Below are 12,761 nucleotides of genomic sequence, written 5' to 3'. Positions count from 1 at the left end.
ACCAAATTCACGTTCCTGTCGAGCTACCAGCACGACAGGAACGTGAATTTGGTGGCCCCATCCGGCTTATAGGTGAAGGCCGGTGCGATGTAGACGCGATCGTCCGGTGCGCCATCGACCTGCGTTCCGCCCGTATGGCCGATACCGGTCAGACGATAGAACCAATGGCCGGAATCGTCTGCGGGACCACTGAGATCAAAGGCGGCATAGCCCTGGCCAAAGGAACCGCCGCCGACCTCGACATAGCGAAGCGGATCGACCGTCGGGCGCTTGGAAACCTGGTTGATGAGACCGCCGGGCGTGCCCGCGCCGAACAGTACGGCCGCAGGTCCCCGGAGCACTTCGATTCGCTCCAGTCCGAACGTGTCGACCTTGAAGTAGCCAAAGCCATAGTTCAGTAGCTGCAGGCCGTCACGATAGAGGCCGTAGTCGCTGGCAACGAAGCCACGCAGGTTGAAGTAGTCGATGCGCGAATCAGCGCCGAACGTTCCGGAGAAAAGGCCGGGGACGTACTGCGTCGCCTGCGTTAGGGTTTGCGCCTTCTGCGCGTCGATCTGCTCCCGCCCGACCACGCTGATGGACTGCGGCGTTTCGATCAGCGGCGTATTGGTCTTTGTGGCGGTCGCTGACCGCGTCGCGACATAGCCAGACACCGGCCCGGTCGGGCTTTCAATGGCGCGGACCGCAGCGCCCCCATCCAGTCCGTTGCCGACTCCGCGCCCAGTCCCCTGAACGTTCAGTTCCTGCAGCTGAACACTAGCCTCAGCGGGAGGATTGGACACGCCGCGTCGCGGCGAAGTCGCTTCCTGAGCAGCCGCACCCACAACGAGACTCAGCAGGGACACGCCCGCCAGCGCGGCGCGGGCAACGGCATGGCGAGGGCGATCAGATAGAACGAACGAGATCGGCTTCATGAGAATGGCTCTGCAGTGCCCGCACCGAGACACGCCCCCAGGATTGGAAAGCGTAGTTTTTAGAAGCTCTAAACTACTGTGGTCGCTAGGCTTTTTCGTTCTTTTCGCTACGTTCAAGCGTAGTCGATCACAAGGGCTCCACGGAGTGAATCCCTCCGTGTGACGGTTCTGCAACGTCCGGGCGGGCGCGATAATTTTAGGCTGCGCTGCTGCGATGGGATGCCCTGCTCGCGAGCACAGAGTTGCCGCCGACCCGATCGTGACCAAGATACCCGGCGTATACGGCGCAGCGTGCTTTTCGCGATGCGGATGGCACACGATCGGGGATCCTGATGAGCAATCTTCCAAGACTGCCCCCCGAAGCGTTCGCCAAACAGGATCCAACACCTGACGTACTGTTTTACGCCCAGCCGCGCTTCGTGACCCATATCGACGACGCAGCCGTTGACGCCGTCACCGACCTCTACCGCACGCACCTGCCGACCGGCGGACGTATTCTCGACCTGATGTCGAGTTGGGTCAGCCACCTGCCCGCAGAGATCGCCTACGACGCGGTGATCGGCCATGGGCTGAACGACCGGGAGCTTGCGGCCAACCCGCGCCTGACGCAGCGTTTTGTGCAGGACCTGAACGCCGATCCGATCCTGCCCCTCAAGAGCGCGAGCATCAACGCCGCTGTAATCTGCGTCGGGGTCCAGTACCTGCAGGACCCGGTTGGCGTTCTTCGCGAGGTCGCGCGCGTGCTTGTGCCCGATGCCCCCGTGATCATCTCATTCTCGAACCGATGTTTTCCGACCAAAGCGGTGGCCATCTGGCGCTCCCTTGGGGGAGATGACCAGGCGCGGCTGATCGAACTCTACCTGCGCCATGCCGGGTTTTCTGGGGTCGCGGCCTACGGCGTGGTGCCGGAAGGCGGTCAGAGTGACCCGCTCTGGGCAGTCATCGGTCGAACCGTCGCGACAAGCGATGGACAGGCAGTTTCGCCCCCATAGGACAATCTCGGCGCGGTCGCGGACAATACCGTGCCCCGTCCCAAGGTCGCAAACCCACTCGCTCGAGCGCGATCCCGGGCCCCATGTTTTGTCGATCGCGATCTTGCTCCGGCAAAGCCCTGTCCCCACCCAGGCGGCCTTCACGAAACTGAGCGCAACCTCATGGCCCGGCACACATGGCCTTGCCCTTTTCCACCGGATATCCCCATAAAGAACAAAACGCGAACTCACGCGTTCTCAGAGGCTGCAACTGGGGGGATTTGCTTCGGATGGCCCGTTACCGCTTCCACGCCACCAACGGCTACGCGTTCGTCCTCGATGCGATTGGCAGGGACGTTCGGCGTCCCGAGCGTCTCGCACGCCGGGCGATCGAGGTCGCGGCCAGCGTTATGGATGAACTGGACGGTCAGGAGGACTGGTCCGAATGGAGCGTCAGCGTCCACGACCTCAGTGGTCGGCGCGTGCTGGTCCAACCGTTCGTGATGCAGGCAGCGTCCGTTCCTCAGGCAGCCCCACGATGCTGAGGTAGACAATCCGCTTGCTCCCCGCATGCGAACCCGAGATTTCATCAGACGCATAGAGCGTAATCCCGTTTTCCCGTTCATCGGGCTGGATCGCATCGAACATCAGATCCGCCTGCGGCAGAGCGGGTCGAGGGCTACTTACATTGGTCCGTCATCTGCGCGTAAGCCTCCTTCAAGCCGGTGAGGTCGACGTCTTCCGTGATGGCTTCATGCCATCGATCGAGGATCCGGATCCTAAAGCGCCTCCCTCCGACAAGGGCGTGAAAAGCATCACCTTCGATGGTGATTCTGCCTGATGTTTGCATGGCCTCTGATGGAAAGACTGGGTTTGATGCCGGCCCGTCATCAATCCTGTATTGAAAATTGAACACGGAATTTTTCGGCATCCCGGTCACATCCATCCGATTGTGGGTGACTTGAATGCGAGACGGTGTCTTCGGCCTCAAGACGCATGACTGAGCGCTGCTGAATTGATCCTCAGACCTAGTGAGATCCCAATTGCCCTCGCTGAGTATCAGCCTGTCAGACGCTTGCGCAGCAAATGCCGAACTGAACACGCAGGCGAGTACGAGAGTGATTCGTAACGTCATGTCGTTTCTCATTCCCACGTGGAGCGATCACCAGGAGCCTTCTGATCAAAACATCGCCGGTTCGAGGGTACGATGTCACGAATGATCCGGTCTCACGCCGACTTGCACGGCGATGCGAGCCTTGACCGAACGACGGCAAAGCCGTCGCGAGACGTAACGGTCGGGGGCAACATCGCATGTCGATGCTGCCTCCCCCCAAGCCTGCGAAGCCGGGCTACCCAGCGTCGTTCCGTGGCAACGCGGTGCCGAACTGGAGTGTCTGCCAAGCCGGTTCGCCAATCGGCAGCGGGCCGGTTAGCCCTCTGCCCTGATCCGCATCACGCGGCAGCGGCCTTGCGCGGACGTTCAACACGCTTCGGCTTTGTATCCGCAGAGTCCTCAGAGATCGCCTTGTTGGTCTGATCAGCTTTTTCCTCTGGCTGATTTTCCGAGCCTTTCCGCTGCTGACCGAGCCCAAACGAACGAGCAAGTTCCGAACGGGCCGCTGAGTAGCTGGCGGCGGTCATCGGATAGTCCGACGACAGTCCCCATTTGGCCCGGTAACCCTCGGGCGTAAGCCCACGGCTGGTAAGGTGCCGACGCAAGGTCTTGTAGGCCTTGCCGTCCTCGAAGCTGATCAGGGCATCCGGCGTGATCGATTTTTTGATCTGCGCCGGGGTCAGCTTAACGACCTCGTCCTTGGCCGATACGGCTGTGCCTTCTCCACCCAACCCCTTCACGGAAGCGTGAACAATTACCAGAAGATTGCCGAGTTCGCTGAAAGGCATCGAGTTGTTGCTCACGTAGGCGACAACGATGCTGGCGCTCAGCTCGATAATATCAGCCTCTTGGTGAGCTTTGATTTCGGCCATAAAAGCAATCCATTCATCTAGCAAACTCCTTCTAAGCCCAATTATCTCAATAAAGTCGATCCCAATTTCCGGACATTTGGCCTTTGGGCGATTTATCCACCCCGTTAGGGGCGGCCTATTCCTCCGCCTGTCCAGAAGATTGCTTCCATCGACGATACCCGATCGCGATCCAGGCCTTGCAGATCCCTCGGCGTCGTACCCCATCTTGAAAGTCGTGTGCGGATCGACACGTCCAGAATGAAATCGGCTCCCCATATTAAATCCAACAGAGAGAAACGGACCTGACCCCAGGTCAGTCGCTGTAAAGGAGCTTATAGACCGCCATGATGACCCGTATCGCCACCGCCACCGCCGCTCTTGTCCTTGGCGTTGTTTCGATCTCGTCCGCTATGGCCGCCGAGCGTCCGACCTCCCGCTACACCTCGTTCGGGTCTGAGGTCGAGACCACCGGTTCGCTCTATGCCCCCTCTCGCGTGCCGGCCTATGGTGGCTGCCCGATGAGTTCGGCCGCCGAGGGCAACGCCAACCAGCAGAACTTCCCCGTGATGCAGTACGGCCAGACCTCGGGCGGAAACCGCTGCTGATCGGACTCTTGAGGTCGCTCACATGTTGCTGAAGGGGTTTTCCTACGCCATGGCCGGCGCGTTCGCGGGCGGTCTGGCCTTCACCATCATCGGTGCGTCCCAAGCCATGATCGGCTCATAGGGGGTGTGCTGGCGGCATCACCGTACGGCATGGCGGCGGGGCAGAAGCTCCGCCGTTTTTCTGTTTGGATCATGACGATCAACGCCGACACCCAGCCCGGCCGCTTGGAGCGCCCTCCTATTCGTGTCTGAAGCAGCGTTTCTCGGATCCCGAAACCGCAGGCCTGAGGTAAGGAGCGCACTGGACGCCTCTGGTGTTGCCCTGTAGCCGTGCGGCAGCGGATGGAGAACCGCTATCCGGGGCGGAGTTCGGCTTCTTGAACCAGCACGATGGCGCGGGACGGCCGACGATCTACCTCGATATTGATGGGGTGGTCACGACGGTCGCCTATCAGCGGAAGGCGGGCAAAGACAGGCTGAACCCGGCTCAAATCGCCCGCGTCTCTGCTTTGGTGAGAGCGTTCGACGCGCGCATCGTGGTTTCGTCGACGTGGCGCGTCGCCGATTGTCGTCCGACCCTGCTCGAAGCCGGCCTGCCCGATGACTGCTTCCATCCGGACTGGCATACCGCCATCCTGCCGACGAGCCGGGATCCCGAGACGGGCGCAATGCTCCCTGCTGAGAGTGCCCGACGGGGCGACGAGATAGCCGAACACGTGACGCGGAACCGGATTACGAACTACCTTGTCCTCGACGACGTGGCGGTCGGCCCTACCCATGCGGGCCAGCATGTCCAGCCCAATGCGGAAGACGGTCTTTCGGAAGAGGATGGCATCTTGGCGCGTAGCATCCTCGCGCGAGCGGCGACGGCCTGACAGAACCTGCGACGGGACAGCGCAGATCGATCGCGTAGCGGTTTACGCTTCCGTAGCACTTGAACTTTCCAGGACCGCCGGTCATTGCATGACAGTGGTGTGACGGACACGTCACGCTGATCCTGACATCGACACGGTCTCCCTGACCTTCGCCGGCCCCGCCCGTCCGGCTGATCCCTCTGGTTCTGCCTCCGCGCAGCTCCGGCGGGTGCGTCGCGTCGGTTCCTCGTGTGGCAGGAAGGAGAAGCGCGATGCTGGGATTCAGGAACAGAGACAAGGTCGTAAAACCGTCGCTGGTCGCCCTCGGCATCGTCGAACGCTCGGCCGCCAAGGCGCATGCCTCGCTCATCGCCACTGGCTGGGCCGAAATCGGCTACGGCTATCACGGCTCCGTCCATGCGCACGCTGACCATCCCGAGGTCGTCGTGCGCCTCGCGCGCAAAGCCGATGGCTTTGGCGACTATGCCGCCCTGATCCGCAAGGGGTTTGCAGGGTCCGATGGGCCACATGCGCCGCGTGTCCATGACCTCTCCGTCAGCCGCTGTGGTGCCTTGATGACGGTAGGCTCGCGCTTGAGCACGCCCTCCTTGGATACTTGGTGGCTGGCTTACGCACACGCCGTCATCGCGGACCATCCCAGCGTGCTCGTGGACGAGGGCGTTCGCGAGCGGTTCAAGGCAGAATGGCCGGCCTACGAGCCGAGGATCGATCATTCGAGCTTCGATGGCATACGAGAAGACTTCAGAGCCGCTTGGCCGAAATACGAAGCCTTTGTCGCAACGCTCCGCGCCGCATCGCCACGTGCCCTCGATCCGAACGTCGGAAACGTATTGGTTGGCCAGGACGGCAGTCCCGTCGTCAACGATCCGCTCTGCGACGATGGGTTCGGTTTGTGGCGCTCGCCGCTGTCACGTTTGACCGCACGGCTTGCAAATGCCTTCCGCCGCCTGGCGGACGATGCGCTGGGCCGGGGGCCGGTGCCAGCGTAACGGTTGTCAGCCCTACGCAGGTGGGCGGATGAAGGCCGAATGTCTCTTAGGACCTGAGCTTCGTCAGAACACCGCGTGGTCGCCGCGCTCGGCGACTGCCTCGCCACGGATCACGCGCGCATAATGGTCGAACAGCGCCTCCGACCCCGTGGAGGGCGTACCCTGCGCGTCGTATCGCCCAGTCGCCGGATCCAGCACGAGCATGGATTCGGTGGCGTAGTAGCGGCCGATTCGCGCGAGTTCCGCCTTCGCGGCCAGGGTCGGCACCCATCGTCCGATCATCGCCAGGACGGCAATGATCACATCCAACAGCATTACCGGGACGTGCGTGAAGCGCGGCTCTCGCTCCAGCAATGCGAAAAGCGCCGTTCCCTGGGCCTTCGGCGTGATCGCTTCGCCCGGCCCGCCAATCGGCAGAATGCGATTGCGCCGTTCACCATCGTCGAGGCAGTCCGCGAGGTAGCGGCCCAGATCGTCGTCGCTGATCGGTTTGCAGGCCGTCAGCGTTCCATCCCCAAAAACGAGAAACGGCTTGCCGCGTTTCACGCGCTCGATCTGCCCCGAGAGCGATTTAAAGAACGCCGTTGGCCGCACGATCGTGTAATCCAGGCCCGACGCGACCAGCACCGCTTCGAAGGCGAGCTTGGCGTGCTGAAACGCGAGGATCGATTTCTGGACGCAGATCGCCGACAGCAGCACGACGTGGGTGACACCGGCTGCCCGGCTCGCGTGAAGGGCGCTTACGTGCGCCTCGTAATCGATCGCCCACGCATCCTCGGGCAATCCGGTGCGTGACGCGAGGCACGACACCAGAACGTCGAAAGATTCACTCCGGATCCCATCGCGCGCCAGCGACGACGGATCGGTCAAGTCCACGACCCGTTCGGCGGCACCCGCGGATACACCAGGCGGTTGAACCGAACTTCCCGGGATCGCGGTGACGGTCGAGCGCCGGACAAGGCAAACGACCTCGTGACCGCGTGACACCAGAGCGCGCACGGTTGCCCGGCCAATGGTGCCCGTCGCCCCAAGAACGAGGACGCGGCGCGGATTCCCGCTATCCGGTCGAACAGCGGTCATGGTCTATCCAGCCGGCGCTTCGCCATTTAGCTCGCCAGTCGCGGTTACGGTGCGTGACGCGCTACCCTTACGGTGACTTTACCGATCTGGATCTACCGGGCCAGCCATCCCTCGGGTGATTCGTCCAGGATGGCAGCGGCAGCTCTGCTGTCAGGGGCAGCCTTCGACGGGGCGGCGCGCTGTCCGCGTACGTCGTGGACGCAATCGGGGCCTCCTGCGCCGATCTCGATGATGGACCGTGTGTAGCGTGAGACGAGCAACGGGTTCTCACGCATAAACAAGCCGGCACCACCCCCGTCGGCGAACCGCCTTTGCCGGGCATGGTGCGATGGGCGGGTAGGCCCCCTCCCCTCCGACCCTGATAGTCGGCACGGGACGCCGTCGGTGTGTTGCGAGGCAAGTCGGCCTTAGACGTCCCCCATCCCAGGTAGCAGGCTCTTTCAATGCGACTCGGCTTCGGTCCCCGCGCTTCCCTCCCCTGACCCGTAAGGCTTTGCAGACAAATAGAAAGGCGCGCGGATCGCTCCGCACGCCTTCTCCTCAGACGCATCTTTATGCCGTTCTAATAGTCAGAAACACCGCTAAAAACGAAATGTTATGCTGCTCGTCGTGATGGTCAAGTCGAGCGGGTCGCCTCACGAGCACCCCGTCGTGCCGCCGCAAGTATCGCACTTCAGGCAGGTCCCGTTCCGGACCAAGGTGAAGTTCGCGCATTCCGGGCAGGCTTCGCCGACGTAGCCCTTCATCTTGGCCTCGGCGCGCCGGTCGGAGACCGTGCGCTCCGGCTTGGCGAAGGGCAGCGCCTCGACCAGGACGTCTGCGATGCCGGCGAGGGATGGCTCCGCCTTGAGGGCCGTTGCGCCGCGCAGGGCATGAACCACGCCGCCCGCCGGAGCCGTAACGCCGGTGCTCGGTGCGCCCACGCCCACCGTGCCGCCAGCCGGGCCGCCCTGGATCAGGGTGAGGCGATCGGCCGAGCCGCGCAGGAGGCCGCGCGAGACGACGTTGGCGGCCACGGGATCCGGCTTGTCGCCGCGAGCGCCCTCCCCTTCGCCCTTGCCCATCACCGTGTTGCCGATGTCGGAGGGATCGACATGGGCCAAGTCCATGCGGCCGAGATACGAGATCGCGAGCTCGCGGAACACGTAGTCGAGGATCGAGGTCGCGTTCTTGATGGCGTCGTTGCCCTGTACGAAGCCCGCCGGCTCGAAGCGGGTAAAGGTGAAGGCATCGACATACTCCTCCATGGGCACGCCGTACTGGAGGCCGATGGAGATCGCGATGGCGAAGTTGTTCATCAACGATCGGAAGGCGGCGCCCTCCTTGTGCATGTCGATGAAGATCTCGCCGATGCGCCCGTCATGGTACTCGCCCGTGCGCAGGTAGACTTTGTGGCCGCCGACCACGGCCTTCTGGGTGTAGCCCTTGCGCCGGTCAGGCAGCTTTTCGCGGGACCGGATGCGCTCGACGCGCTCGATGACCCGCTCCACGACCTTTTCGGCGAGCTGCGCCGCCTTAGCGGCGGCGGGCGCCGCCACCAGGGCTTCGACGGCCTCCTCGGCGTCCTCCTCCTCGTCGGCGATGAGGGCCGAGTTCAGGGGCTGGGACAGCTTCGAGCCGTCCCGGTAGAGGGCGTTGGCCTTAAGGGCGAGGGTCCAGGACAGGCGGTAGGCGTTCTTGCAATCCTCGACGGTGGCGTCGTTGGGCATGTTAATGGTCTTGGAGATGGCGCCCGAAATGAACGGCTGGGCCGCCGCCATCATGCGGATGTGGCTCTCCACGGAGAGGTAGCGCTTGCCGATGCGCCCGCAGGGGTTGGCGCAATCGAACACGGCGTAGTGCTCGGCCTTGAGGAAGGGCGCGCCCTCGAGGGTCATGGCACCGCAGATGTGGGTGTTGGCCGCCTCGATGTCCTTCTTCGAGAAGCCGAGGAAGGGCAGGATCTCGAAGGCCGGGTCATCAAGCTTCTCGGCCGGCACCTTGAGGACGCCCGTGAGGAAGTCGTCGCCGAGCGTCCAGCGATTGAACACGAACTTGATGTCGAAGGCGGATTTCAGACCCGCCTCCACGGCCGCGATCTTGTCGTCGGTGAAGCCCTTGGCCCGGAGCGAGCCGGCATTGATGGCCGGCGACTGGCCCATGGAGCCGTGGCCGACGGCATAAGCCTCGATCTCGGCGATCTCGGATTCGCGGTAGCCGAGCGTCCGCAGGGCGTCAGGGACGGCGCGGTTGATGATCTTGAAGTAGCCGCCGCCGGCGAGCTTCTTGAACTTCACGAGGGCGAAGTCCGGCTCGATGCCGGTGGTGTCGCAGTCCATGACGAGACCGATGGTGCCCGTCGGCGCGATGACGGTGGCCTGGGCGTTGCGGAAGCCGTGCTCCTCGCCGAGCTGTAGGGCGCGGTCCCAGGTGTGGCGAGCTCGGTCTGCGAGATCGGCCTGCGGAATGTTGGCGAGATCCAGGGGCACCGGGTTGATCGAGAGGAACTCGTAGCCCTCGGCCTCGCCGTGCGCGGCGCGACGGTGGTTGCGGATCACCTTCAGCATGGCGTCGGCGTTCTCCTCGTAGGCCGGGAAGGCCCCGAGTTCGCCGGCCATCTCGGCCGAGGTGGCATAGGCGACACCCGTCATGATCGCGGTTAGCGACCCCGCGAGCGCCCGGCCCGCGTCGGAATCATAGGGGAGGCCCATGCTCATGAGGAGGCCGCCGATGTTGGCGTAGCCGAGGCCGAGCGTCCGGTAGCGGAACGACAGTTCCGCGATCTCCTTCGACGGGAACTGCGCCATCATCACCGAGATCTCGAGCACCACCGTCCAGAGGCGGTTGAGGTGCTCGAAAGCCGCGACGTCGAAGTGGTTCGTGGCGCGGTCGTACATCGTCAGCAGGTTGGCGCTGGCCAGGTTGCAAGCGGTGTCGTCGAGGAACATGTACTCCGAGCACGGATTCGAGGCGCGGATGCGTCCGCCCGCCGGGCAGGTGTGCCAGTCGTTCATCGTGGTGTTGAAGTGCAGGCCCGGATCGGCGGACGCCCAGGCGGCCTCACCGATTTTTTCCCAGAGTTCGCGGGCCGGCAGGGTCTTGGTGGTCTTGCCGGTGGTGCGGGCCTTCAACTGCCAAGGCGCGTCGTTCTCGACGGCGCGCAAGAAGTCGTCCGTGAGGGAGACGGAGTTGTTGGAGTTCTGACCCGCCACCGTGAGGTAGGCTTCCGAATCCCAGTCGGTGTCGTAGACGGGGAAATCGATCTTGGTGAAGCCCTGGCGCGCGAACTGGATCACCCGCTTGGTGTAGGAATCCGGCACCATGTCTTTGCGGGCGGCCTTCACCGCCTTCTTCAGGACGGGGTTGCGCTCGGGGTCGAAGCAGGCATCCCCTTCCGCCTCGCACTGGGTGCAGGCCTTCATCACCGCAGTGAGGTGCTTGGAGACGATCTTGGAGCCCGTGACCAGCGCGGCGACCTTCTGCTCCTCCTTCACCTTCCAGTCGATGTACTGCTCGATATCGGGGTGATCGATGTCGACGATGACCATCTTGGCTGCGCGCCGCGTGGTGCCGCCCGACTTGATGGCGCCTGCCGCCCGGTCGCCGATCTTCAGGAACGACATCAGGCCGGACGACTTGCCGCCGCCGCCGAGCTTCTCGTTCTCGCCGCGCAGCATGGAGAAGTTCGAACCGGTGCCGGAGCCGTACTTGAACAGGCGCGCCTCGCGGACCCACAGGTCCATAATGCCGCCCTCGTTCACGAGGTCGTCCTGCACCCCCTGGATGAAGCAGGCGTGGGGCTGCGGATGCTCGTAGGAGGAGGCCGACTTCGTCAGTTCGCCGGTGCGGTAATCGACATAGTAGTGGCCCTGCGCCGGCCCATCGATGCCGTAGGCCCAATGCAGGCCGGTGTTGAACCATTGCGGCGAGTTCGGCGCCACCATCTGGCGGGCGAGCATGAAGCGCAGCTCGTCGAGGAACGCGCTGGCATCCTCCTCCGACGAGAAGTAGCCGCCCTTCCAGCCCCAGTATGTCCAGCAGCCGGCGAGGCGGTCGAAGACCTGCGTCGAGGAGGTCTCGGAGACGTAACGCTCGGCTTCCGGCACCTCGGCCAGGGCCGCGAGGTCGGCCTCGGAACGCCACAGAAACGACGGCACGTCGTTCTCTTCGACCTTCTTCAGGCGGGCCGGCACCCCGGCCTTGCGGAAGTACTTCTGGGCCAGCACGTCGCTGGCGACCTGGCTCCAGCTCTCCGGAACCTCGATGCCCTCGAGGCGGAACACCACCGAACCGTCCGGATTACGGATCTCGCTCAGGGTCTTCCGGAAGGGAATCGTGGCGTAGGGGGATTGCCCGGCCGTGGTGAGGCGACGCTCGAACCGCATGAAACCTGTCTCCCGCCCATTGGCGACGTTGGCGGCCCGCCTCGAAAAGCCGGGCCCTGTCCTTGAAGTGCGTAGGCTAGTCCCGATCGGGCATGCGCTCGCGAACGCTCGCGGGGCGCTATGTCTGATCGGGCGAAATCGCTGAGCCGCTGAAGGATCGGATCGCTCCGGCGACATTCGAACGCTAACGCGTTCGATCCCGTCACGTCAACAACTTGTGTGCGCTGGCTATGTTCCTGACTAGATGTTGTGTCGGCGACCTTAATCCTGTGGATAGCTGCGACATTCGGATAAGTGCGCCTTGGGTCTCACGGAATCGGTCCGAGGAATCTGACGGCGCACAGGTTCGGCACCGGATCGGGCAGTCAGTCACATGGTTAATGGCGCAGCGTTGTGACAATCCGGGCGCAGTCGCGGACGCGCGCTGGACACCCGGCCCGGCCGTCACCATAGTCCCGCCGATCGACGGCACAGGGCAAGACGGCCCTTCTCAGGCGAACGCGATGGCTCTCAAGGACACGCTTCTGCGGATCTTCACCTGGTGGAACGGGCAGACGATGTCGCTTGCCCTCTACACGGCGCGCCAGGGGCAGCGGGTCGGCATGGATGACGACGGCAATGTCTATTACCGTGCGCAAGGGCCGCTCATCGACCGGTCGGTTGGTACGGAGCGGCGCTGGGTCGTCTACAACGGCTATGCCGACGCCTCGAAGGTGCCGCCCGGCTGGCGCTCCTGGCTATGCCACAACGCCGACGTGCCGCCGAGCGAGGAGGCCTACACCCCTCGCGAATGGCAAAAGCCCCATGTCGAGAATCTAACGGGGACGTGGGGCGCCTACCGCCCCAAGGGCTCGCAGCTCAGCACCGGCCAGCGCCCGGCGGCCACGGGCGACTATGCACCCTGGACCCCGGGCGACTGATTCTCGGGCGCGGCCCTTTTTCCACCAATGTTGCGCACTTAAACGCGGGGCGCGTCGCCCTCAGCCCTCGGCGCGTCT

Annotated in this window: 9 protein-coding genes and 1 pseudogene; 6 read left to right on the top strand and 4 right to left on the bottom strand. The window is 63.6% G+C overall.

Annotated features, from left to right (window positions below; genetic code table 11):
• Positions 1 to 26: 26 nt before the first annotated feature.
• Positions 27 to 914, bottom strand: a pseudogene (locus tag MFF01_RS13225) (TonB-dependent siderophore receptor); the annotation flags it as partial.
• A 332-nt stretch (positions 915 to 1,246) separates the two neighbouring features.
• Here MFF01_RS13225 and MFF01_RS13220 point away from each other — a divergent pair.
• Both MFF01_RS13220 and MFF01_RS13215 read left to right on the top strand, forming a co-directional pair.
• A complete protein-coding gene (locus MFF01_RS13220) occupies positions 1,247 to 1,906 on the top strand; it encodes a class I SAM-dependent methyltransferase (protein WP_238226024.1) in 660 nt (219 codons plus the stop codon).
• A gap of 269 nt (positions 1,907 to 2,175) precedes the next feature.
• Positions 2,176 to 2,430, top strand: coding sequence for a DUF6894 family protein (locus tag MFF01_RS13215; protein WP_238226022.1), 255 nt, complete (start codon positions 2,176 to 2,178; stop codon positions 2,428 to 2,430).
• 907 nt (positions 2,431 to 3,337) lie between these two features.
• Here the strand turns inward: MFF01_RS13215 and MFF01_RS13210 are convergent.
• Positions 3,338 to 3,871, bottom strand: a complete 534-nt coding sequence (locus tag MFF01_RS13210; RefSeq protein ID WP_238226021.1) for a Ros/MucR family transcriptional regulator — start codon at positions 3,869 to 3,871, stop codon at positions 3,338 to 3,340.
• 323 nt (positions 3,872 to 4,194) lie between these two features.
• Between MFF01_RS13210 and MFF01_RS13205 the strand changes: the two genes are divergently transcribed.
• From MFF01_RS13205 to MFF01_RS13195, 3 genes are all read left to right on the top strand, one after another.
• Positions 4,195 to 4,455, top strand: a complete 261-nt coding sequence (locus tag MFF01_RS13205; RefSeq protein WP_238226019.1) for a hypothetical protein — start codon at positions 4,195 to 4,197, stop codon at positions 4,453 to 4,455.
• Between the two features lie 377 nt (positions 4,456 to 4,832).
• A complete protein-coding gene (locus tag MFF01_RS13200) occupies positions 4,833 to 5,330 on the top strand; it encodes an HAD domain-containing protein (protein ID WP_238226017.1) in 498 nt (165 codons plus the stop codon).
• Positions 5,331 to 5,581: 251 nt separating this feature from the next.
• The gene (locus tag MFF01_RS13195; protein ID WP_238226015.1) at positions 5,582 to 6,319 is read left to right on the top strand and encodes a hypothetical protein; all 738 of its coding nucleotides are present in this window, start codon (positions 5,582 to 5,584) and stop codon (positions 6,317 to 6,319) included.
• A gap of 63 nt (positions 6,320 to 6,382) precedes the next feature.
• Here the strand turns inward: MFF01_RS13195 and MFF01_RS13190 are convergent, their stop codons facing one another.
• The gene (locus MFF01_RS13190; protein ID WP_238226013.1) at positions 6,383 to 7,399 is read right to left on the bottom strand and encodes an NAD(P)H-binding protein; all 1,017 of its coding nucleotides are present in this window, start codon (positions 7,397 to 7,399) and stop codon (positions 6,383 to 6,385) included.
• A 635-nt stretch (positions 7,400 to 8,034) separates the two neighbouring features.
• Entirely contained in the window at positions 8,035 to 11,763 is a 3,729-nt protein-coding gene (locus MFF01_RS13185; protein ID WP_238226011.1) for a vitamin B12-dependent ribonucleotide reductase, read from the bottom strand.
• Between the two features lie 503 nt (positions 11,764 to 12,266).
• On the opposite strand from MFF01_RS13185, the gene MFF01_RS13180 reads away from it, so the two are divergent.
• Entirely contained in the window at positions 12,267 to 12,683 is a 417-nt protein-coding gene (locus MFF01_RS13180; RefSeq protein WP_238226009.1) for an NADH:ubiquinone oxidoreductase subunit NDUFA12, read from the top strand.
• Positions 12,684 to 12,761 lie beyond the last annotated feature (78 nt).

It is taken from the genome of Methylobacterium adhaesivum (genome assembly GCF_022179065.1).
Classification (GTDB): Bacteria; Pseudomonadota; Alphaproteobacteria; order Rhizobiales; family Beijerinckiaceae; genus Methylobacterium; species Methylobacterium adhaesivum.
Note: the sequence above shows the minus strand (reverse complement) of the source record. Positions and strands in the feature narration are given on the sequence as shown.